Genomic DNA, 22,702 nt, shown 5'->3' with positions numbered 1-22,702 from the left:
AGTTAATGGTTAAGCGAGTTTTTCTATAAGAGGTGAGATATGGATAAGTTTGTTTTAATGGCAGCAGCTCTTAGTGATAGAGGAAATTTTAAAAAAATAAATGAAGACAATATATTAGTTAAAATCGGAGAAGATAAAAACGGTGATTTTGGAATGTTTGTTGTTTGCGATGGACTCGGGGGACTTTCCTCTGGTGAAGTAGCAAGTAATATGGCAATAATGAGGCTTAAAAGATGGTGGGAAGACGAACTAATAGATTTAATAAAGAAAAAGCAAGAAGATCAAATAATGTACATCTTATCACAAGTACTCATGGAAATAAATGAGAGCATAATTGATTATGGTATTAGAAATAAGAAAAGATTAGGAACTACTATATCGTTAGTTTTTATGTATAAAAATATGTATTATATACTTCATGTAGGTGACAGCAGAATTTATAGTATACAAAATAGAATCCTAAAACTTACGGAAGATCATTCTTATGTGGCATATAAGGTGAAAAATAAAATGATGACACTTGAAGAAGCTAAGGTTAGCCCTGAAAGACATATACTTCTTCAATGCTTGGGAGTAAAGAAGGACGTTAATATATTTACTACATATGGTGAACTTGTAAATAATGAAATTTTTATGATTTGTAGTGATGGTTTCTACAACCAACTAAAAGAAGAAGATGTTATGACAAATATTAAAAGCAATACAGATTTTGATGATGATGCACTACAATGTTCAGCCAGTAAGCTTGTAAGTATAGTTAAGAGCCGCGGTGAAAGTGATAATATTTCTGTAATTTTGGTTGGCATAAAGAAATTGTAAGATTGTGAAAAAGGGTGAATACATAGATGAATATGAAGTTACTTGTATATTCTAATGAGAAATTATACGAAGTCCTTTTAAGTGCTTCCAAGACTTCAGTGAGTATTGGAAATAGAAAAAGATTTAAATATTATATAAAAACTAATGAGAAAAATTGTATTAAGATTAAGATTAAATCTAATAAAAAGAATGAATTTATTTTGATGAGTAAACAGTTTATAAGTTCAGGTGGCAAAGAAACAGAAATTTTATTAGAGCATGGTAAAATAATGCAATTTGGATTAAATGGAATAATGAGCATTACTATTATAGCTTTTTCTATGGATAAGCTAATAAATACAGTTAAGATACCTCTTAAAGAAAATATAAAATTTACGATAGGTAGAGCTAAATTTAATGATATAGTATTTGACGATATAAAAGTATCGGAAAAGCATGCTGAAATTTTTGAGGATAATGGAAAGTATGTAATTGTAGATTTAAATAGTACAAATAAGACTTATTTAAACGGGAAGATGATTACACGAGCAATATTATCAAAGGGTGATAAAGTCGACATATGTGGATACATAATAATTTTCAATAAAGAATTTATTATTGTGGAGGGTGCATTAAAGAACATAAAAAAGGCATCTGGATTTGAAAAGCTTATTAAGGAATATCCTTTTGTTCAAAAAGCTCCTAGAATATATCCTGAAATAAAGAAAGAGGATTTAAAGATTGAAAATCCGCCATCATTACCTACAAAACCATCTTTATATGGGTTAATGACGTTTTTACCATCAGTTATTTTTTTAGCAGTAACAGTAATAACATCCTTAAAAGATAAGAGTGGAAGTTCAAGCATGATATTTGCTGTAGGTACTGGAATAAGCGGCTTAATGTATGGATTTAGCTACTTTGGTCAAAAAATTGTATATAACAAAAAGAGTAAAAAACGAAACAGAAAGTATATTTCTTATATAAGAGAAGTAGATAAGAAGCTTTTAAAAGCAGAAAAAAATCTGAGAGAAGTTCTTTTTGAGCAGAATCCCGATTTAAATGAAAGTATAGAAATAGTAAAGAATTCTACAATAAGATTATGGACAAGAAGCTATGGAGATGAAGATTTTTTGCTCCTTAGAGTTGGCCTTGGAAATGAAGATTTTCCTCTTAAAATTGTGAAGGAAAAGAGAAATTTTTTTGATGAAGATCATCTTTTAGATGAAATGGATAAAGTTACAGATAAGTATAATTTAGTAGATAATGTACCTATTTGTGCACCTATAAGGGACAACCAAATAACAGCGGTTATTGGAAACAGAGATAAGGCAATTGAAACTATAAAAAATATGATTTTGCAAATTTCTATAAATCATACGCCTGATGAAGTTAAACTGGTTGTAATATTTGATGATAAGGAACTTAAGCATTGGGAATGGGTTAAATGGCTTCCACATGCATGGGATGATAATAAAAGTATTAGATTTATGGCAGAAAATAAGGAGCAGACACATAGGCTGCTGTCAACATTGTATGATGTGTTATCAGATAGAAAAAATAAGCTTGAAGATAAAAATAATTATGAAAGTTATAGATTTAGTCCGCATTTTGTATTTGTTCTTGCATCTAGAGAACTTATAGAAAATGAAGCTATTTTAAAGTTTTTATTGAATGTGGATAGTGACATGGAAATATCAACTATATTTTTATCAGATAAGCTTGGTAATGTTCCTAGGAGCTGTAATAACATAATACAGTTAAATGAAGGAGAAGGAGTAATTTATAATATACAAAATTCATCAGAAAAATCATATTTTACTCCAGATAGAATGGATAGTAAGCTTCTTATGCAATATTCAAGAATAATGGCTCCTTTAAGACTTGAAAAAGATTCATATTCAAATAAATTACCTAATTCTATTTCGCTATTTGAAGAGCTTGATATTAAAAATGTTGATGAAATAAACTTCGGTGATATATGGAGTAAAGCTGTTCCATACAAAAGTTTATCTGTGCCTATTGGAATAAGAGAAAATGGAGAAAAATTTTATCTCGATTTGCATCAGAAGCAGCATGGCCCACATGGACTTGTAGCAGGAACTACGGGTGCAGGGAAAAGTGAATTATTGGAGACTATTATTGCTGCTTTGAGTTTTAAAATTAGTCCTGAATATGTTAATTTTCTTTTGATAGATTACAAGGGTGGAAGTATGTCAAATGTATTTAAAAATCTGCCTCATGTAGTTGGAATTGTGACAAACCTTGAAGGAAATGGCTCAAAGAGAGCAATAATTGCAATAGATAGTGAGATAAAAAGAAGAGAAAAAATTCTTACTGAAAACTCCTATAACAATATAGATGAATATGAAAAAAATTATAAGCTAAAAAAGCATAAAATGTCATTACCACATTTAATAATTATAGTTGACGAATTTGCACAGCTTAAGAAAAATGATCCTGATTTTATAAGTCAGCTTGTAAATGTAGCCGTAGTAGGAAGAAGTCTTGGTGTACATCTTATTCTGGCAACTCAAAAACCATCAGGTATAGTTGATCCTCAGATTGAGACAAACACTAATTTGAAAATTTGTTTAAGAGTTCAGGATAATGATGATAGTAGAACTGTTATTGGCAAGCCAGATGCTTCAAGTATATCAAATCCTGGAAGAGCCTATATAAAAGTTGGAAATGATATGGTATATGAGCTTATACAAACAGCATTTGCGGGAGCAAAATATAAAAAAACATTGGTTTCCAAAGATAAAAAAGTTCTTATGGTTGATATTGATGGTACAAGATTTGATGTTATAGAGAGAGCAAAGGAAACTCAGAGTGAGAATGTAACTCAGCTTTCTAAACTTATTGATGTAATTAAAGATTATTCTGATTTAAATATGAATTATGAGAAAAAGCTTCCATGGCTGCCACCCCTTATAAATTCTATATATTTAGAGGATTTTATAAGTGATACTAAAGATGAATTTAAAGCAAAAATGGGAATATATGATGATCCTTATAATCAGCTTCAGGATGTTTTTGAAATTGATATACAAAAAGAAAATTATATTGCTTTATATGGAATGGCTGGTACAGGAAAAACAATTTTCTTAGAAACATTTATTTTAAGTCTTGCAGGTTATAATTCACCTAAAAATATAAATTTCTATATAGCTGATTGTGATAAGGGAACTTTGAATATGTTTAAGAATCTTGTTCATGTAGGAGAAATTGCTTTAAGTGACGATGCTGACAGAATGAAGAAACTTCTTAAATTTATTATAAAACAAATTGATAAAAGGAAGGCAGCACTAACTTCAATTGGGGCCGTGAGTATAAATGACTACAATTATAAAACGGGAAAAGTTCTTCCTCAAATAGTATTCATAATAGATGATGTAATTTCGCTTATTTCTTTAGATGAAAACTTTAGAGACGATCTCGTAAAGATAGTAAGAGAGGGAGGAAGTCTTGGAGTACATGTAGTTTATACTGCTAGTACAAGTGGTTCTGTGCCTATAAAGATAAAAGAAAATGTATCTTTTTGTGCAGCATACAGCTTAAATGATTCTTCAGAATACCGTGAGATTTTTGGGAGAAATAATGGTATTGTACCGGATAAGATTGCAGGACGTGGTGTTTTAAGAAACAAAAACTTATTGGAATTTCAGACAGCACTTCCCGTAAAAGCTGAAGAGTTTGATTGGAGTATCAAAATCGGTGAAAAAATAGAGAACATAAATAAAACTTATCCAAACTTTAAAGTAAAGGGAATACCCGTATTAAAAGAGGTTCTTCCTTTATACGACTTTATTCATGATGGTGAATTTTTAGATTATGGAGATGAAGATTTTAGATATAACAATGATGTACCAGTTGGCGTAGATATAGATGAAATGGAAAGTGTTTTTGTTGATTTCTCGAGTGTAGATAGCATGCTTATTTCTGGTGATATTGGCTGTGGAAAAACTAATTTCTTAATGGCATTTATAATGACACTTGCGGAGACACGAAGCAGAGAGAAAAATAAGATTTTTATTATAGATTCACCTGAAAATAATATGCTTATTACAAAAAAGCTAAATTGCGTAGATGGATATCTTGAAGATAAAGATGGAGTATCAAAATGCCTCACATCTATAAGAGAAGATATAGAAGAGAGAAAGAAAGAACTTAGAGATCTAAGGATGGAATACGGAGTAGATGCCAATAAAAAGATAATTGAAAACAAGGGGAATTTGTTCCTTATAGTAGATGTTATAAATAAGTTTAAAGAACGTTTTTCAGATGAAGCGGCAGTTAATTTAGAGTGGATAATGGCAAATAATAAAGGTACAGGTGTCCATGTAATAGCAGCTGATAATATAAATTTATTTACACGCGCATGGGAAGGAATTGAAAAGACCATAAAATCTTGGGAGACAGGAATTATATTCAGTACAAATGTAGATTCTGTGTTTAGTAATGTAAACATTGGTTTTCAGTATTCAAAGAAGATATTAAATTTAGGTGAGGGCTTCCTCATCGTAAATAGAAAGGCAACACCTATAAAAATACCTACTCCATATGAAGGAAAGGTTAAATTTATAGATTATATAGATAAATTGAACAGAAAGTTGAATTGAGGTGTTTGATATTAGTAAGGTTAATAATATTATCATAACCGTTAGAATTAGAGATAAAAACAGACAAGCAGACTTCGATTTACCCTTAGATGAAAGCCTCCAGAACATAATGAATTTAGTTTATCCTTCCCTGCTGCAAATGAGCAGTACTGATAAACAAATTTTAAAAGATAAACAGTTTTATGTTAATGGAAAAAAGCTGGATAAGAATTCAACTTTAAGAGAAAACGCTATTTGGGATGGAAACATCCTGGAAATATATTAAAAAATGAGGTGTTATAAATGGCTTTAATAAAAATTACGCCAGAAGAATTAGAATCATTAGCAGGACAATTTTCACAATCAAGTGAGGAATCACAGCAGATGGTAAGTAGATTAGGATCAGGTATAGCAGGTGTACAACAAAACTGGGCCGGTGTATCTGCAACAAAATTCTTTGGAGAATACCAAGAGTGGAGCAAAACTATGACAGGATATGTCCAATTACTTCAGCAGATATCAACTGAGTTAAAACAACAAGCTCAGAAGTTCAGAGAAGTAGATGCAAGGGGTTAATTAGATTTATATATCTAATTAGCAGTTATAAATATTGCGAAGCAATAGTATTTTGAAACATTAAATAAAAATCATAAGACTAAGCTTCAAATTATAAAAATACTAACAAATTTTAATAACTCGCTGAAAAAAAGCTCAGACAAATTAAAATTTCTAAGTCTTTTTATAATTTGAAGCAAGTCTTATTAAATTTTATTTAATGTAATAAATACATAGTTTTAATTATAAAGAAAGTGAGATGATTTTGTGGCTGGAAGAATTAAAATGCAGGAAGAGCAGGTGAGTGCTGTCGCTTCTGATTTTTTAAATGATGCTAAAATTGTGCAGGAAGTGCTTAACAAATTTCAATCAAAATATGTCCAAAGCCTGAATGAAAACTGGGAAGGTGATTCTAAAACTAAGTTTATGGATGAAGTTCAAAATAATACTGTAAAACTTCTTCAAAGTTGCGTTGATAATTTAAATAATACAGGAAATAGCCTTAAACAGATTGTAGAGATGTTTGAGCAAACTGATAATGATTTAAGTGGAAAATCAACCATACAGTAAATTTAATTCGGAATTATATATCGGCAATAATTACATATGGTGGGAGGCTAGATTATGGGTGAAATATTACTAAATTGCAATGAATTAAATGCGAAAGCTTCATCGGTAAATAAACTGAAGAGTGAAATAGATAGTATTCAAAATGAAATAAAGGCTGCTGTGAATCAGTTCGATAGTGACCAAGCGGGAAAGTTTGTTAGGGATATAACCGACAGAATGTATGATGTACATAAATCAGGTCAAGCATTATCAGCAAGCATGATGGAAGTAGCTTCTATACTTAATGAGGCAGTTAAGGTTTTTAGTCAGGTGGATCAAAGTGTTGGAAGCAATATGGATGCAATTTATGCCGATCCTTCTAGTGCTAAGGCGATAAAAAAGAAACTTAGAACAAGTGTAAAAAAAGAAATAAAAAGTGACTTTGTTACAATTAATAAAAAAGCTGATACGATAAAGAGTCAGAGTTTTGAAAGACAAAAAAATTACGGCGTTATAGGAGCTATATGGAATGCAGTATATAATAACCCTTATATTGGTGATGTAGCAGGTATAGTTACAGCACTTACATTTATTGCAGCTGGAGGTCCAGTTGGTTGGGTTGTAGGAGTTTCGATGCTTGCAACGAGCGGATCAGATTTTATTGGAGATGTTGAGGGAAAAGAATCGCCATTAAAATCATTAGCTGAAAGTAAACTTGGTAAATGGGGAACGAGAATATATGATGGTACAGAGATTGCAGATTCTACAGCAGCATTATTTATAAATCCTGGATCTTTGGCAAGTAAAGCAGGAGCTCTTAGCAGTAAGATTAGCAAAAGTGAAAGTATTGTTTCAAAAGTTAAATCATGCGCTAATTTTGAAAAAGGAGGAGACTTTAAATACCTCGCTCATCCAATTCAAGGGGTTAAAGAAACCATGGGCATTTATAAGAGTGATTTATTAGGTGGTAAATATGTAAATAATGCATCGAAGATAATCAGGTATAAGCCAGGAAAGGCATTACCTTTAGGAATCTCTGCTGCGGAAAAAGTAAAAGCTGTAGATTATGTTAAAGGTTTTTCATATTGCAATTCTATACCTTTGTATCCACCGATGTCAGATTTAAGAACTATATATAATAGTACAAATGATATTATAACTAATTAATAATAGAAGGAGAGTGTACTATGTCTAATAAATATGTAGACAGACAATATTTTAATATAGAAAATTTAAAGTATTGGTTAAAGAAGCCCTTTAGAGTTTCAGCTTATTTTTCATATTGGTGGATTATTGAAGAAAGAGTCCCGGCTTGGGCATTTTTTGCTATTGATTTAATTTTAACTATATTAATAAGTCTTATACTTTTTTCATTGGCTTTATTTAGAGAATTACATTATGGTATTGATGTATTTAAAAATGATTTAGCTACTTTTCAAACTATATTTATTACTATATTTATGGGATTTGGCGTTTCATCAGCATTACTAGCAATACCTGCAACTATAATATGTGCTACAGATTTTCCTTTGCTTAAAGTTTTTCAGATAATGCCCAAAAAGATACATAAGCAGGTTAGAAAAGCAATAAAAAACAATAATAGCTTAAAGGAAAAATTTAATGTACATGATGCATTTGAAAAACAGGATGAAAAAGTTAAGCCATATTTAATTATGGCTATGGATTGCGAAAAAAATGGACAATATGATGAAGCTATTAAGATGTATTATAAGGTTCTTGATATGGATTTAAATAATGGATATGCATATGGAATGCTTGCTAGATTATTATACTATTTGAAAAGATATAGAGAGGCTATTCATGTGTATGATGATTTATGCCTGAATTTAAATTGTATTGATGAAGCTATCGCTTTTAGAGCATATATAAATAGATACAATTGTTTTTATAGAACATCAGAATATATTAAATGTGGAAGAAGGTTAAGTAAAAATAGATTTAACAATGAGGCTATAGAGATTTTATTTACAATATACGAAGATGTAACCTGTATAAATATAAGATTAGAAGTTATTATGCAATTAGCGTATATATATATAGAAACTGGTGATTATGAGTATTTTAAAGGTGTTGATACATTTCTTAATGAAGTTATGGACAATGCAGAAGAACCTGAAAATTTAGAGTTTGCAAATATACTTTTAGCCAAAGTATATTTAGTTGTAAATAATAGGGAAGAAGCAGTAAATAATTTAATAAAGGTAATTGACATTGGTGACCGCTATTCAAAGATAATAAGCAGTAAAGTTGAAGATTATTTGAAGTATAAATAAGAAATGGTAGAAAGTTTACTATTGAAAAAGAATAGGAAATAGAATGTAAGAGGTGATAATTTTTGAAAGAGACTCAGGATAAAGTTGAAAATTATGTTGTCATGGCACTTAGATTAAATGCAATAGAAAAATACGATGAGGCTTTGAAATATTTGAAAAAGGCTCTTGAAATAGATGAGAACAATGTAAATGTTAATACAGCTATTGCAGCATGTTTATGTAATATGAATAAGTATGAAGAAGCTTTAAAAGTGTATGACAATGTGCTTAACATAAATAATAAAAATGATTTTGTTACTGTTGAAAAAGGAAATGTACTATTTATCCTTGAAAGGTATGAAGAAGCACTTACTTGTTATGATAAAGCAAAATATATAAATCATGATAATAAGATTGCGTATTTTAATAAAGCTTTGTGTCTAGAAAAAATGGATGAAAAGGAAAAGTCAATAAGGGCTTATGATGAATTGATTGAAAGAGATAAAATGTATTTTGATGCGTATTATGGTAAGGCAAGGGTATTTGAAGAAAGTGGAAAGCATAAGGATGCTATAAATACTTATGAAGAGCTTGCGGGTGTAAAAGAGGGAGATAGCGATCCTTTTGTTTATATAGCAGGTATTTATAATAAAATAGGATTTTATGAAAAAGCTATAGAAAGCATAAATAAAGTTATAGAAATAAGCCCGGAAAAAGTTATAGGATATCTTGATAAGGGACTGCTTTTAAATTCATTAGGAAAGTATGAAGAGGCTCTTGAATGGATTGAAAAAGCGCAAGAAGTAGACAAGAACAATGCAGAGGTCTATTACAGAAAGGGAAATACTTATTCCAATTTAAAAAATTATGAAGAAGCTATTAAAAATTATGATAAAGCTATAGAAATAGATGGGAAGTATTTTGTGACGTATATAGCAAAGGCAAATCTATTTATGAAATTAGAAAAATATGAAGAAGCAGCTAAGTGTTATGAAGAGCTTATAAAAAAGGATGAATCAAAATATTATGCATCCGTTGCTAGGGCCCCATATAAACTGTTCTTAGCTTACAAGAAGTCAGAAAATAAACTTAAGGTTGAAGAAAATTGTAGAAAAGGAATAAAGGAATTAGATGTATACATCAATATGTGGCAGTTTGTTCCTGATTATTATTCTCTTAAAGCAGAGCTGCTTGTATTTGCTAACAAAAAGGCAGAAGCTAAAGAGTTATATGATTATGCCGTGGAATTAGATCCTTCTTATGCTGAAGGTTATTATCTAAGAGGTAAATTTAGGATTTCAGAGGGTAATATAGAAGAAGGACAAAAGGATATGAAAAAGTGCGTAGATCTCGACGGAAAATTTCGTGAAATAATAAAAAATAATGAGGGGATTGAAAATATACTATAAATGAACAGCGAAATAGATGAAGTTAATAAAAAGTTTAAAAGAAATGTTTCTATATGTATAGCCATTATTATTTTAGAATTAGTGTTTTTTTTAGCGAATCCATTTGAAATATTGCAAAAGATGGGAGCTGGTATTTCCTTTGTAATGTTTATGGTAGGATTTATGTCACCAGCAATATGTATTAGTTTACAAATACAAAAGAGAGAGAAAGCTATTGTTAAGTTATATAATGAGGGAAAAGCATCTGAAAGTGAATTTAATAAGGGAAATAAGTTGCTTGGTACTATCAGAAATATAGGAACTGTACTTATAATTTTAAGTGTTATATGTAAATTTTTAAGCAATCATTAATAGATGAGTGAACAAGGTTTGGAGGAGATTTAATATGGATTGTGGATATGGTGGAAGTAATCAAGAAATATTAGTCCATGCTGAAGAGATAGAAGGCATAGCAGCAAAATATAAAAAAATGAGTAGTAAGACTACAGACATAATGAATTCTTTAGATAAGCTAATGACTGAAGTTTGTGAGGACTGGAAGGGAAAGTCTGGTTCAAAATTTGAGAGTAGTTATGGAAGCTTAAAGAGCAAGGGGAGACAATATGCTAGTGATTTACAGAATATCTCAAATCAGCTGAAAGATAAGGTTAACCAATATAGAAATGCTGATGAAGTATACTAGAATAATATAGGACATGGTATGTAAAGATCAATTTAAAACAGGGAGGGAAGCCTATGAATGAGATATTTTTAAAATGGGACGAATTAAGTGGTCGTATGACCGACATGAAAAACATTAAAGGACAAAATAGCAATTTTAAATTAGAATCACCCGAAGACAGTTGGCAAAAGAAGAGTCTAAGTGTAGAAATGAACATGAAAAGCAATTTTGAGGATGTTGATAAAGAAGTACTAAAAATACGTAGGGATACATTTAAACGTGATATACCAGAGCTGTCGTCTAAAAAATTAGAAAAGTTTTTTAACGAACCTAAGATTCAAGTCATGGTTACACTTGTGGGTGGTGGATTTCTAATTACATCAAAGGTTTTACAAAAGATATTGAAAAACAATTTTTATCGATATGAAGTAAAGGATGAAAGCAGTAAATTAAAACGATGTGAGTTAGAAGTTACTAGGAAAGGCATTAATATGAAGAAAATTAGCGATTTGTCCAGGTCCGGGAAAGAGTATTACTTTTATAATGTTTTGGGGAATAAGCCTAATTTATATAATTCGCATAAAAATCAAGAAAAATTTATTGCAGATAATTATGTGTATATGGCAAATTCACTAAAAGGTGTAGATAGTGTTGAAATAAAAAAGAATATAAATTTTTCGGAAAAGTATATAAAACTATTAGGTAAAGAGTTTGAAGGACGTGATATTAAGGATATTGCTGAACTCATGGCTAAAAATAATTCTTCATATGGAAAAAGAAGAAATTCCCCAAAAGATACGTTCGAGTAATACGGAAATTAACTTTGATTTAGATATTGTAACTAGAGAATGTAATTTGTTTTAACTAAACTTTATTTAAAATTTAATTGAGGTGTTTGTACGTGAAAGAATTCGGGATAAATAAAGAGGATAAATATAAAAAACTCGCCGATAATCTTAAAATAATGGGAAAGTATAATGAAGCTATAGAATATTATAAAAAAGCTTTGGAAACTAGTATAGATAAATTTGATGTATATGCTAATCTTGGAGATTTATTTGATAAAACGGGTAAATATGAAGAGGCATCTGAAGCTTATGGACATGCAATAGAGCTTCAACCGAAGAATGAATTACTTTTAAATGAAAAAGGAAACATGCTATTTAAACTGCAAAAATATTCAGATGCTTTAAGGTATTACAGTAAGGCTATATATGTTAATTGCAGGTTTGTAGTCCCATATTATAATAAGGGCTTAGTATATGAAATATTTGATGACACTGATCAAGCTATAAAATGTTATAATTTGGCTATTGATATTAATCCTAAATATGAAGATGCTTACACAGCAAAAGCAAGGCTTGAAGAAAGATTAGGGAACTATGAGGAATCATTATCAACTTATAGTAAGTTTATGAATTTATCTAGTAATTCTAATAAAGTATTTTCCGACATAATAAAATTGTATATTGATATGAAGGATTATAAATCAGCGTTGAAATATGTGGAAAAGCTTATAGAGATAAATCCAGAAGAATCTTCAGGATACTACGTTAAGGGTGTTTTGGTAAACTATCTTGGTAAAAGTGACGAATCACTTGAACTTATGAATAAGGCTATAAAACTTGATAGAAAAAATCCCAAAATGTATTATGAAAAAGCACTTATATATAGTAACGTAAAAAAGTATGAAAAATCACTTATGCTTTTGGATGAAACTTTGAATATAGATCCTGATTTTTATGAAGCTTATATCTTGAAAATAAACATTCTAATGAATCTGAAAAAGTATAAAAAAGTTATTTATTATTGCAATGTTCTTATAGAGCGGGATAAGACAAAAATGTATGCTTCCTATGGTAAAGCACCATATAAAATGTATTTGGCATATAAAGAAATAGGAAACAAGGATGAAACAGATAAGGCATGTGAATATGCTATTACATATTATGATGATATTATAAGTTCCAGTGGATTTATACCGGAATTTTATGTGGTTAAAGGAATATTGCTTACTCACTTTTTAAGATATGATGATGCTAAAGAATGTTACGACTATGCAATAGCTTTAGATCAAAATTATGCAGGAGCTTATTACTATCGTTCCAAGTATTACGAGTATCAAGGTATGAAAAAAGATGCAGAAAAAGATATGGAGAGATGTAAGAAAATTGATAAAAATTATAATGAATTATAAACAAGATAGGTTTATAGGGGTGGTATAATGTCAAATAAGAATTTGGACAGCGCGGATAAATATAAGAAGATGGCATTAAATTTAAATCTTGTAGGTAATTATGATAAGGCAATAAAATATTTTAAAAAGTCTCTGGAATTTAATAAAGATGATTTTGGGGTGCTTATAAATATAGCTGCAAATTATACTGTTTTAAAAAATTATGATAATGCAGTAGAATATTATGATAAGGCACTTCATATTATGCCAAATGATGAGCTTGCAATGAGTGAAAAAGCAAATGTTTTATTTCTACAGGGTGATTTTAAAAAAGCAGCAGATCAATTTGATATGGTTATAAAGAATAATGAAGATAACAAAACAGCTTTGTATAATAAGGGAATTTCACTTGAAAAAGCAGGTGAATTTGCCGATGCAATTTACTGCTTTCAGTTACTTATTGATAAGGACAATAAATATATAGATGCATACTATTCGAAAGCAAGAATTGAAGAAAAGCTAGGTAAAACTAAAGAAGCTATAAATACATATATTACAATTGCAAGTTTAAAGGAAGATGATGGAGATCCTTATCTAAGAATTGCAAGCATTTACAACAGAAGATGCCTTTATGATAAAGCTCTTATTTATATAGAAAAGTTCCTTGAAGTTAATCCTGAAAGGGTAATAGGATATGTAAATAAAGCTCTTATTCTGATGAGCAGTAAAAGATACAATGAAGCTCTGGAGTGGATTAATAGGGCAATTAAAATGAAAAATGATGATCCTGATATATATACAGTAAAAGGAAGCTTGTATAGAAAAATAGCAGAATATGAAGAGGCCATTAGATGGTATGATGAGGCAATAAAAATTGATAATAACTGCTTTAAAGCTTATGTATTTAAAGCAGAGGTTCTTATGAAAATTAAGGATTATTATAAAGCGGCTGAGTGTTATAAATTTTTGATAAAGAATGATAAATCGAAATTGTATTCTTCTTTTGCAAAAGCCCCATATAAATTGGTTTTAATTTATAAAAAATTAGGTGAATATGATAGGGTAAAGGAAACCGGCGAAAAGGCTATAAAGTATTATGAGGAGCTTATTTGTATAGCAAAAGAAAACAATGAGTTTGAGGAAATAATAAAGAAAATAAAAGAAATTTTAAATAGTTTATAAAAGTAAAAGGCAAGGTTCTGTTTTGAATGAATCTTGCTTTTTATTTGAAAAATTATTAATAAAATTGTATATTTAAAGTACAAAGTTAGTCTGTAGATAGGGTAGAAATTACTAATGCTAAAGACAGTGGTTAATGAAAACTAATTAAGAGTGAGGTTTTATATACATGAACATTCAGATTTTTGGTACAAAAAAATGTTTTGATACAAAGAAAGCAGAGAGATATTTTAAAGAGAGAAAAATAAAATATCAATTCATAGATTTAAAAGAAAAAGCTTTAAGCAAAGGTGAATTAGCTAGTGTTAAAGCTGCTGTTGGTTTAAATAATTTAATAAATACCAAGGCAAAAAAATACAAAGCTTTAAATCTTGATAACATAAGAACTGATTCAGTTAAAGAAGAAATATTATTAAATAATCCTGAAGTATATGTTACACCAATAGTTAGGAATGGAAAACAAGCAACTGTCGGATATAATCCAGAAACATGGCAAAAATGGATAGTGGGGGCTAAGTAATATTAAGGCAACTATCTGCATTTAACATTAAAATCCCCAATAAACTTATTGTAATTTACTGGAAATTTGTATTTTCCAGTGCTATTTAATGATATCTCTTCGGTATAATTTTTATTGGTTTTGAATTTCTTTATTATTTTCCCATTTGGGTCAATTAATATTATATTTAAAACACCATGATTAATTTTAGAGTTACAAAAGAATTTAATTTTTTCATGCTTTTTCCCATTAAAACTCCCATTGGAACTGCTGGATTCTATGGAAGTAATATTATCTTTCATAGTTACTAAATAAGAAAAATCCGAAATAAATTTGTAATAATAAATTCCAGCAGCACATACTATGATGATGGCTGCGGCAATAATACTTTTTTTCACTTTTATCATTCCTTTTATATAGAGTTAATGAAATTTAATGGGGCTGGTTCATTAAAAGTTGATAATCCGTAATATATAAAAATTGCGAAGCAAGTTTGGGGTTTTTCGTCATCTAACGAGACGAAAAAGTTGTAATCGGCGCAGCCGAAGTACGGGGTATTAACTTTGCTACGCTCGTTAATAGGTGAGGGGTTTGCCTGCGGCAAAGGTTATGGATGATTTTCTTACGCTAACACTCCCGAAAATCTAAAATTCAAATTAAAAGCTTTCCATAGTGAAACGGAGGAAAGGTAGCCATAACCTTTTGCCGAAGGGGAAACCCCGTACCTGCTGACGGGCGAAGCGATGTCAAGCACCCCACACCTCAGCGTCAGCTGACCCCAAACTTTTTAGCGGTGTATTTTTCCGCTAAAACCCCCAACTTAGTTCTCAATATTTTTATAATGTGACAATTACCTATTTAGTAAGACGATTTTTTGCAAGAGCTCGTCCACAGCGTCTACAACATAAGAAGCACCAGCATTTTTTAGTTCCTCAGAGGAGCCAAAGCCGTACGTAACACCTATTGAGTTAATATTATTTCTTGAAGCGCCTATCATATCGTGCTCTCTGTCTCCAATCATTATTGCATTATTATTTTTTATGTTTAGTTCATTTATGGCATATTTTATTATATCTTCCTTTTTGCAGAGTGTTCCATCAAGAGTGCTTCCAAATACACCATCAAAGTAGTCATATAGGTTGAAATGCTTTAATATTTCATTGGAAAACACAGTTGGCTTTGAAGTGGCTACAACCAAATGAAATCCTTTCTCTTTTAAAGAACTTAGTAAAATTGGGATTCCATGATACACTTTGTTTTCAAACATTCCCTTAGCTTTAAAGTATTCTCTGTAATAGGAAACAGCCTCATCTACATTATTTTCATTAAAGTTATAAAAATCTATAAAAGAATCCTTAAGAGGTGGTCCTATAACTTTGCGCAGAGAACTTAAATCTTTTACATCAATGTTAAATTTTTTGAGTGCATAATTAAATGAATTTATTATACCTTCTCCAGAATCTGTGAGTGTTCCATCTAAATCAAATAATATGTGGGTATACATTTTAATTCCGCCTCCGTTTTATTGTATAATAATATTATTATAACATTATTCTAAGTTAAAATAGGAAAGCTTGAGAGGTTAATAAATGAAAAAAATATTAAATAATTTTATGGTTATTATTCTAGCTGTATCTATATCTATAGGTATTATTGTGCTTAAAATAGGTTTTTTAGATATAGCTAAGTTTTTAATTTATATAATTTTATCTGTTGCAACATGCATAATAGTTCAGGAATTAAGTTATGTTTTAATTGGCAAAATGTATGGCATTATTTCTCGGGTAATATGTATGGGACCATTTGCATTTTTTAAGGAAGACGGTAAAATCAAAGTTAAATTTAAAATGGTAGGGTATCCAGGATTCTTTGGAAACATAGAGGGGATTCATATGCCATCTGTAAGTTCTAAAGAAGATTTTCAAAGGGTCAAAAAGAATTTAGCTAAGGTATTTTTTTCGGGATTTTTTGGAGATTTAATAATTTGTGTAGTGTGCATGATTCTAATTTTTACAATAGCTATTAATAAGCCAGGTATTAAAGAATTTTTAATAATAACTATTGTTATGGCAGAGATAATGGCGTTTGTTTCAGTTGCATGGGGTAATGTAAAGAATGCAGTAAACATGAAAAAAAGTCCTGAAGGAAGGATTATAGACAACATATTATTTTTAGCAATATATTATGATGGAATAAAAGAAGTACATAGATTCAGTTATCTAATTGAAAAGTATATTGAGCTTGATAAAAATTTAAAGTGTGTAGACTGTGAAGATAGTATTATGATAGATAAAATGAATTACAGCCTTGAAGTGCTTTATTTATATTTAGGTGGAGTAATAAATGAAATGCCAGCTAATTCTAAGAAATTTATAAAATATGTAGTTAGTAGAAAAGATGAATTTATGAAACGACCTAAGTTAACGAGGAGTGTTTTAAATATTGTCTATAGGTATATTTTATACCTTGCACTTGTTGATAAAAATAAAGAAAAAGCCCTTGAACTATACAATTATTTTAAAAAGTTTTTAGCTAATAAAAACAATAAATCAGAAAATTATACTAAAATATTTTTGGAACACATTCTAGACATAAAGGATAATTATGATTATTTAATTAATATGAATAACTTAGTTGAGGCCAAGGGTGGTATGTGGTTTGGAAAAGTTGTTCATGAAATGGATTTGCATATGATTAATCTAAAAAATAGTTAGGGGAATTTTATATGAATGAAAATGTAAGTATTTTAATAGCAGAAGATGATGTGGATATAAACAAATTACTTTATAAAATACTGTCTAAAAAAGGTTATAACGTAAGATGTACATATTCTGGTTCTGAAGCAGAAATGTGCATAGAAAGGTATAACTTTTCTCTTATACTTCTTGATTTAATGTTGCCGGGGATTACAGGGGAAGAGCTAATAGGCAGGATACGTGAGACTAAAACTATGCCAATTATAGTTATATCGGCAAAGCCAGGTCAGGATGTTAAGATAGATGTACTTAAAATGGGAGCAGATGATTTTATATCCAAACCCTTTGATGTGAACGAGGTTTTAGCTAGAGTTGAGGCACAGCTTAGAAGATATATGCTTTTTTCTAAGGGTACCCATGAAACAACTATTTTAAAACATAAGAATTTAGTATTAGATGAAGAAACCCTTAAAGTTAAAGTTAATGGAGAAGAGATATATTTAACTGCAAAAGAATTTGCAATACTTGAAATACTTATGACCTATCCTAAAAAAGTATTTACTAAATCTAATTTATTTAAAGAGGTATGGAAGGATGATTATTTGGGAGATGACAACACTGTAAATGTTCATATGAGCAAAATCCGTTCAAAGATAGCAGAGGCCGATCCTGATACTGAATATATTCATACCGTATGGGGCATTGGTTTTAAAATGAGTGAATAAATTAAGACTTTTTTAAGACTTTCTTTAAGCTTTCTTGTATTATTTATTTTAATATACAAGAAAAGGGGATGATTAAATGGATGAGGTGATTTTTAAGGCTAGAAATTTAAGCAAAAAGTACGGTAAGGAATATGCTCTTAAAAATGCAGAACTTCAAATAAAAAAAGGTGAAATTTATGGACTTGTAGGTAGAAATGGAGCAGGGAAAACTACTCTTTTAAAAATTATAAGTGGTCTTATACATAGTACGGAAGGAGAAATTGAATTATTTGGTGAGACTTCTAATGAAAAACTAAGTGAAGTTAGGCACAGAACTGGAAGTATGATTGAGACACCGGGATTTTTTTCATATTTATCTGCTAGAAAAAATCTTGAATATTATAGGATTCAGAGGGGTATAGCAGAGAAAAATGCAGTAGATATTTCCCTTGAACTTGTTGGACTTCAGAATGCAAAAGATAAAAAGTTCAAGAATTTTTCCATGGGTATGAAACAGAGATTAGGCATGGCACTGGCTATTATGGGTAGTCCTGATTTTTTAATACTGGATGAACCTATAAATGGGCTTGATCCGGAAGGAATTGTTGAAATAAGAAAAGTATTAATGACACTTAATAAGGAAAAGAACACAACCATAATTATCTCAAGTCATATATTAAGTGAATTATCATATCTTGCAACTTTTTATGGATTTATTGATAAAGGAAAGTTTATAGAACAGGTATCCTCTAAGGCTTTGGAGAAAAAATGCAAAAAATGCCTTTTGCTTAAAGTTAGTGATACTTCAAAGGCTTCTGTCATAATAGAAAATGAGTTTAAGTGCAGTGAATATGAAGTATTAAATGATGGTGAAATAAAGATATATCAAAATTATGATAAGCCGGAAGTTATATCTGAAATGCTTATAAAAAGTGGTGTGAAATTATTTTCTATGAATCAAATTGGATTCAATTTAGAAGATTATTTTATTAATTTGATTGGTTCTGATAAAAATGACTAATTATATAAAAGCAGAGCTTTATAGGATTTTTAATAAAAAGAGCTTTTATGTTTTTATTGGCGTACTAATGGCTGCTTGTGTAGGTTTTAATATTTTTCTAAAAGTTGATGAAAAAAGCAGTGTATATCTATTTGATCTTATGAAACTTGGTATCGATAAAATTTCGTTATTATTACCTGTAGTATTAATTTTTATAATAATAGATATGGTTAATTGTGATGAATATAAAAACAATACTTTAAAAAATATGATTTCCTTTGGGATGCCAAAAGATAAACTCATTATCTGCAAATTTATAATTAGCATTGTAGTATTATTTGTAATTGAAATTGTTATTTTATTTGCTTTTTATGGAAGTGGTGCTCTCATTTTCAATATGGGAAATGGAATTACAGAATTTGTTCCAATTTTTATTTTGAGAATATGCTTAGTTTCTATACCATGGATGTCAATTATAGCTTTAGGTTTACTTTTAAATAGTATATTAAATGACTTTAATATGTTTTTTTATGCTTATAGCAGCGTGTTTATAATCATACCGATAATAATTAAGCTGTTTTCATTGTTCTTCGGTAGAAGAATCTTTATATTTAATAGTTTTTTTATAACTAGTTTAATTATGACTTTTGGAAATTTGCATGCAGGGATATTTAAATTAGTTATTGCAGATGCCTTAAGTTTAATATATATAGTAGTATTTTTGAGTATGAATATAAAGTATTTTTCTAATAAGGATATTAAATAATATTTGGGGGGAATAAATATGCTTAATTATATAAAATCGGAATTTTACAGAAATTTCCATAAAAAATATTTTATACTGATAACAGGATTAGTTTCCTTATTTTTACTTGGATTAAATATATTTATGCTTGGAGTTGGGATACAAAAGGGTGTTGGACTTATAGATTTCATGGCAGCATGTGTACAGGATTTTGGCATGATAGCTCCATTAGTACTCATTCTTTTTATAGTAGATATGGTTAGTGCTGACGAATACAAAAATAAAACTTTAAAAAATACGATTGCATTTGGAATGACCAGAGTTAAATTAGTTATTTGTAAATTTATAGTCATTTTAGCACTGTTTTTTTTATCTATGTTTATTATATTGTTTACACTTTTAGGAAGCTCATTAATATTTTTTGGACCGGGAAAGCATTTTACCTGGAGCATAGTGTTTAAGTGTATTTTTAGGTGGTGTGCGGCGGTTCCACTTTGGATTTCGGCAATACTTACAGGAATGTTTTTTGTAAGCATTGTGAATAAAGCAGCTGGTTTTATTTATCTATATATTGCTGTATTTGCAGGATTTCCAATATTAATTTTAACTATATGTGATTTTTTACAAGATGTTTTTATAGAAAATTTAATCATGCCTCCATCTGTAACTTTGATGTTAATGATGATTTCGGAAAAGGAAATTGGCATTAATGATAATACTATTCTGGCAGAGATAATAGCAGTTATATATATTGTTTTGTTTTCTGTTTTAACTTTAGTATTTTTCTCAAAAAAAGATATTAAATAAAATGAGGTGATTTTGCTGGATATATTAATAATTATTATATTGGTAGTTTTACTAATAATATTTTTTATTGTAGATATATTATTAGTTAAAGGTATTGGTGATTTAACATATAAACTTAAGGAAATCAATAGTACTGAGACTAATTCGAAATTACTTCTAACAGTGCCATTTAAGAAATTAAGTGATCTTACTTTGGAAATTAATAGGAATATTGAAAGAAAAATAAGTACAGAGGCAAAGTATAAAAAGAGTAATTTAGAAATGAAAAAGGCAATTGCAAATATATCTCATGACTTAAGAACTCCTCTTACCTCAATAATAGGATATATCCAGCTTATTGAGGATGAAACTTTACCTTATGATGAGAGAAAAGAATATATTAAAATAGTTAGAAATAGATCACTAAATCTTCAGAGTTTAATATCCAGCTTTTATGATTTATCAAGGCTTGAGTCAAAGGAGCAGAAGTTTGAGCTTAAGCCTATTAATTTATATGATATTTTATGCGAAACGGCAGCTTCATTTTATAATGATTTTTTAAATGCAGGAATAGAACCTGTAATGAAAGTAGATGAAAATGCTCCTAGTGTAATTGGTGATGAAAATGCTGCACGCCGTGTATTTTCAAATTTGATTTTAAATGCAATAAGACATGGCAAGGGAAATTTTGAAATTAGTTTGAAGAGTGAAAATAAGTTTGTAATTACGGAATTTAAAAATGCAGCACCTGAGCTTACAAGGGAGGATGCAGTTCATTTATTTGATAGATTTTTTATGGCTGATAGAACAAGAAATGGAAATAATACAGGACTTGGACTTACAATAGCAAAGGAGTTAGTTGAACAAATGGGGCATTCTATTTTTGCTGAGCTTAAGAATGGTAAATTAAATATAATAATAAAGTGGAAATTATAAGTGCGGGTTAATCTCTAGTTCATTATGTCTTTAGAGGCATTATTTTTTATTAAAAAATTTGCGCAAAGTATTGACAATAAACAATGAAAATGTTATCATAAATTTATGATATGAATAATCGGGATTGTAACTGGTAAGCAGGCAAAACCCAAATTAAAGTAAATTATTTTAGTTTATTTTAATTTGGGTTTTTATTTTTTTTACTTCATATATGTTACAATTTAAGTTATATATATCTTGTGGAGTGATAGAAATGGTTATAAAAAAGATACTAAATAATAATGTAATTACAACTATAGACGAAGTTACGAATCTTGAAAAAGTCATTATGGGAAGAGGTGTTGCTTTTCAGAAAAAGGTTGGTGATGTAGTTAATAAAGATAAGATAGATAAGGTATTTGTAATTGAAAATGAAAGTGAAAATTTGAAGTTTCAAGAGCTTATTCACGATATCCCAATGGAATATGTAAAAGTTTCAGAAGCAATAATAAGTTATGCGGCTAGAAAACTAGAGACTAAGTTTGATGAACATATATATATAGCATTAACTGATCATCTGGCTTTTGCTATTAAAAGGCATAAGCTCAAGATTGAAATTAAAAATAATATGCTTTGGGATATACAAAGAATTTATAAAAATGAATATAATGTTGGATTATGGGCTCTTGAATATATTAAAATGGAGCTCGGAATAAAGTTTAATATTGACGAAGCGGGTTTTATTGCAATGCATCTTGTTGATGCATCTCTTAAAGAAACTATGAACAATACTATGAGTATAACAGAAATAGTCGAAAGGATTTTAAACATTATAAAGTATTTCTTTTCAATAGAATTCAACGAGGATGATATATCTTATGATAGACTGCTTACTCACCTTAAGTTTTTTGCACAAAGAGTTGTATCTAAAAAGAATGTGTATGATGATGGTGATGAGCACTTTTTAAAAGTTGTAAAGCAAAATTATAAGGAAGCTTATAAATGTGTAATTAAGATTAAAACTTATATAGAAAAAAATTATGATTATGATGTGAATGATGGAGAGATGGTTTATTTAACCCTTCACATTCAAAGAATACTATCAAGCTTAAAACATAGATAAATTTAATATGCGAGGGATTGTTACTGTGCA

The 22,702-nt window shown here is 29.3% G+C and carries 23 protein-coding genes; 21 read left to right on the top strand and 2 right to left on the bottom strand.

Features of this window, described 5'->3' with window-relative positions; translation table 11 throughout:
- Positions 1–39 precede the first annotated feature (39 nt).
- The 14 genes from BEE63_RS07750 (at position 40) to BEE63_RS07685 (ending at position 14,724) form a co-directional block, all read left to right on the top strand.
- Entirely contained in the window at positions 40–819 is a 780-nt protein-coding gene (locus tag BEE63_RS07750; RefSeq protein ID WP_066020845.1) for a PP2C family protein-serine/threonine phosphatase, read from the top strand.
- Between the two features lie 26 nt (positions 820–845).
- Positions 846–5,423: a type VII secretion protein EssC gene (gene essC, locus BEE63_RS07745; protein WP_066020844.1), complete on the top strand. Its 4,578-nt coding sequence runs from the start codon at positions 846–848 to the stop codon at positions 5,421–5,423.
- 1 nt (position 5,424) lies between these two features.
- Positions 5,425–5,688, top strand: a complete 264-nt coding sequence (locus BEE63_RS07740; RefSeq protein ID WP_242874735.1) for a hypothetical protein — start codon at positions 5,425–5,427, stop codon at positions 5,686–5,688.
- Positions 5,689–5,705: 17 nt separating this feature from the next.
- Positions 5,706–5,978, top strand: a complete 273-nt coding sequence (locus BEE63_RS07735) for a WXG100 family type VII secretion target (protein WP_066020843.1) — start codon at positions 5,706–5,708, stop codon at positions 5,976–5,978.
- Between the two features lie 246 nt (positions 5,979–6,224).
- Complete coding sequence (locus BEE63_RS07730) at positions 6,225–6,527, top strand: WXG100 family type VII secretion target (RefSeq protein WP_066020842.1); 303 nt, start codon at positions 6,225–6,227, stop codon at positions 6,525–6,527.
- Positions 6,528–6,581: 54 nt separating this feature from the next.
- Positions 6,582–7,673: a hypothetical protein gene (locus tag BEE63_RS07725; RefSeq protein ID WP_066020841.1), complete on the top strand. Its 1,092-nt coding sequence runs from the start codon at positions 6,582–6,584 to the stop codon at positions 7,671–7,673.
- Between the two features lie 20 nt (positions 7,674–7,693).
- Positions 7,694–8,800: a tetratricopeptide repeat protein gene (locus BEE63_RS07720; protein ID WP_066020840.1), complete on the top strand. Its 1,107-nt coding sequence runs from the start codon at positions 7,694–7,696 to the stop codon at positions 8,798–8,800.
- Positions 8,801–8,862: 62 nt separating this feature from the next.
- A complete protein-coding gene (locus BEE63_RS07715) occupies positions 8,863–10,188 on the top strand; it encodes a tetratricopeptide repeat protein (protein ID WP_066020839.1) in 1,326 nt (441 codons plus the stop codon).
- Complete coding sequence (locus BEE63_RS07710) at positions 10,189–10,539, top strand: hypothetical protein (RefSeq protein ID WP_066020838.1); 351 nt, start codon at positions 10,189–10,191, stop codon at positions 10,537–10,539. It abuts the gene before it with no gap.
- A gap of 34 nt (positions 10,540–10,573) precedes the next feature.
- Positions 10,574–10,870 carry a WXG100 family type VII secretion target gene (locus BEE63_RS07705; protein WP_066020837.1) on the top strand — a complete coding sequence of 99 codons (297 nt, stop codon included), beginning with the start codon at positions 10,574–10,576 and terminating at the stop codon, positions 10,868–10,870.
- A 53-nt stretch (positions 10,871–10,923) separates the two neighbouring features.
- Complete coding sequence (locus BEE63_RS07700; protein ID WP_066020836.1) at positions 10,924–11,658, top strand: hypothetical protein; 735 nt, start codon at positions 10,924–10,926, stop codon at positions 11,656–11,658.
- Between the two features lie 92 nt (positions 11,659–11,750).
- On the top strand, positions 11,751–13,046 hold the full coding sequence (locus BEE63_RS07695) for a tetratricopeptide repeat protein (protein ID WP_066020835.1): 1,296 nt from the start codon (positions 11,751–11,753) through the stop codon (positions 13,044–13,046).
- 27 nt (positions 13,047–13,073) lie between these two features.
- A complete protein-coding gene (locus BEE63_RS07690) occupies positions 13,074–14,207 on the top strand; it encodes a tetratricopeptide repeat protein (protein ID WP_066020834.1) in 1,134 nt (377 codons plus the stop codon).
- Between the two features lie 166 nt (positions 14,208–14,373).
- A complete protein-coding gene (locus tag BEE63_RS07685) occupies positions 14,374–14,724 on the top strand; it encodes an arsenate reductase family protein (protein ID WP_066020833.1) in 351 nt (116 codons plus the stop codon).
- Positions 14,725–14,735: 11 nt separating this feature from the next.
- On the opposite strand, the gene BEE63_RS07680 is transcribed toward BEE63_RS07685, so the two are convergent.
- Both BEE63_RS07680 and BEE63_RS07675 read right to left on the bottom strand, forming a co-directional pair.
- Positions 14,736–15,101, bottom strand: a complete 366-nt coding sequence (locus BEE63_RS07680; RefSeq protein WP_066020832.1) for a hypothetical protein — start codon at positions 15,099–15,101, stop codon at positions 14,736–14,738.
- Positions 15,102–15,553: 452 nt separating this feature from the next.
- Positions 15,554–16,207, bottom strand: coding sequence for an HAD family hydrolase (locus BEE63_RS07675; protein WP_066020831.1), 654 nt, complete (start codon positions 16,205–16,207; stop codon positions 15,554–15,556).
- Positions 16,208–16,292: 85 nt separating this feature from the next.
- On the opposite strand from BEE63_RS07675, the gene BEE63_RS07670 reads away from it, so the two are divergent.
- The 7 genes from BEE63_RS07670 (at position 16,293) to licT (ending at position 22,672) form a co-directional block, all read left to right on the top strand.
- The gene (locus BEE63_RS07670; protein WP_066020830.1) at positions 16,293–17,417 is read left to right on the top strand and encodes a hypothetical protein; all 1,125 of its coding nucleotides are present in this window, start codon (positions 16,293–16,295) and stop codon (positions 17,415–17,417) included.
- Between the two features lie 11 nt (positions 17,418–17,428).
- Positions 17,429–18,124, top strand: a complete 696-nt coding sequence (locus BEE63_RS07665; protein WP_066020829.1) for a response regulator transcription factor — start codon at positions 17,429–17,431, stop codon at positions 18,122–18,124.
- Positions 18,125–18,200: 76 nt separating this feature from the next.
- A complete protein-coding gene (locus BEE63_RS07660; RefSeq protein WP_066020828.1) occupies positions 18,201–19,124 on the top strand; it encodes an ATP-binding cassette domain-containing protein in 924 nt (307 codons plus the stop codon).
- Positions 19,117–19,869: an ABC transporter permease gene (locus BEE63_RS07655; RefSeq protein ID WP_066020827.1), complete on the top strand. Its 753-nt coding sequence runs from the start codon at positions 19,117–19,119 to the stop codon at positions 19,867–19,869. Before BEE63_RS07660 ends, BEE63_RS07655 begins: the two co-directional genes overlap by 8 nt.
- Before the next feature lie 18 nt (positions 19,870–19,887).
- The gene (locus tag BEE63_RS07650) at positions 19,888–20,655 is read left to right on the top strand and encodes an ABC transporter permease (protein WP_066020826.1); all 768 of its coding nucleotides are present in this window, start codon (positions 19,888–19,890) and stop codon (positions 20,653–20,655) included.
- Positions 20,656–20,661: 6 nt separating this feature from the next.
- Positions 20,662–21,570 carry a sensor histidine kinase gene (locus tag BEE63_RS07645; protein WP_242874731.1) on the top strand — a complete coding sequence of 303 codons (909 nt, stop codon included), beginning with the start codon at positions 20,662–20,664 and terminating at the stop codon, positions 21,568–21,570.
- A gap of 253 nt (positions 21,571–21,823) precedes the next feature.
- On the top strand, positions 21,824–22,672 hold the full coding sequence (gene licT, locus BEE63_RS07640; protein WP_066020825.1) for a BglG family transcription antiterminator LicT: 849 nt from the start codon (positions 21,824–21,826) through the stop codon (positions 22,670–22,672).
- Positions 22,673–22,702: the final 30 nt, after the last annotated feature.

It is taken from the genome of Clostridium pasteurianum, assembly GCF_001705235.1.
Taxonomy (GTDB): Bacteria; Bacillota; Clostridia; order Clostridiales; family Clostridiaceae; genus Clostridium_S; species Clostridium_S pasteurianum_A.
The sequence above is the reverse complement of the archived record's forward strand: the minus strand, read 5'-3'. Positions and strand labels throughout refer to the sequence as shown.

Bases quoted from the DNA above. Each gene is read 5' to 3' on its own strand.
- BEE63_RS07735 (WP_066020843.1), top strand. From the start codon at position 5,706: ATGGCTTTAATAAAAATTACGCCAGAAGAATTAGAATCATTAGCAGGA.
- BEE63_RS07670 (WP_066020830.1), top strand. From the start codon at position 16,293: ATGAAAAAAATATTAAATAATTTTATGGTTATTATTCTAGCTGTATCT.
- essC (WP_066020844.1), top strand. From the start codon at position 846: ATGAATATGAAGTTACTTGTATATTCTAATGAGAAATTATACGAAGTC.
- BEE63_RS07655 (WP_066020827.1), top strand. From the start codon at position 19,117: ATGACTAATTATATAAAAGCAGAGCTTTATAGGATTTTTAATAAAAAG.
- BEE63_RS07685 (WP_066020833.1), top strand. From the start codon at position 14,374: ATGAACATTCAGATTTTTGGTACAAAAAAATGTTTTGATACAAAGAAA.
- licT (WP_066020825.1), top strand. From the start codon at position 21,824: ATGGTTATAAAAAAGATACTAAATAATAATGTAATTACAACTATAGAC.
- BEE63_RS07725 (WP_066020841.1), top strand. From the start codon at position 6,582: ATGGGTGAAATATTACTAAATTGCAATGAATTAAATGCGAAAGCTTCA.
- BEE63_RS07675 (WP_066020831.1), bottom strand. From the start codon at position 16,207: ATGTATACCCACATATTATTTGATTTAGATGGAACACTCACAGATTCT.
- BEE63_RS07750 (WP_066020845.1), top strand. From the start codon at position 40: ATGGATAAGTTTGTTTTAATGGCAGCAGCTCTTAGTGATAGAGGAAAT.
- BEE63_RS07660 (WP_066020828.1), top strand. From the start codon at position 18,201: ATGGATGAGGTGATTTTTAAGGCTAGAAATTTAAGCAAAAAGTACGGT.
- BEE63_RS07690 (WP_066020834.1), top strand. From the start codon at position 13,074: ATGTCAAATAAGAATTTGGACAGCGCGGATAAATATAAGAAGATGGCA.
- BEE63_RS07710 (WP_066020838.1), top strand. From the start codon at position 10,189: ATGAACAGCGAAATAGATGAAGTTAATAAAAAGTTTAAAAGAAATGTT.
- BEE63_RS07720 (WP_066020840.1), top strand. From the start codon at position 7,694: ATGTCTAATAAATATGTAGACAGACAATATTTTAATATAGAAAATTTA.
- BEE63_RS07700 (WP_066020836.1), top strand. From the start codon at position 10,924: ATGAATGAGATATTTTTAAAATGGGACGAATTAAGTGGTCGTATGACC.
- BEE63_RS07665 (WP_066020829.1), top strand. From the start codon at position 17,429: ATGAATGAAAATGTAAGTATTTTAATAGCAGAAGATGATGTGGATATA.
- BEE63_RS07650 (WP_066020826.1), top strand. From the start codon at position 19,888: ATGCTTAATTATATAAAATCGGAATTTTACAGAAATTTCCATAAAAAA.
- BEE63_RS07705 (WP_066020837.1), top strand. From the start codon at position 10,574: ATGGATTGTGGATATGGTGGAAGTAATCAAGAAATATTAGTCCATGCT.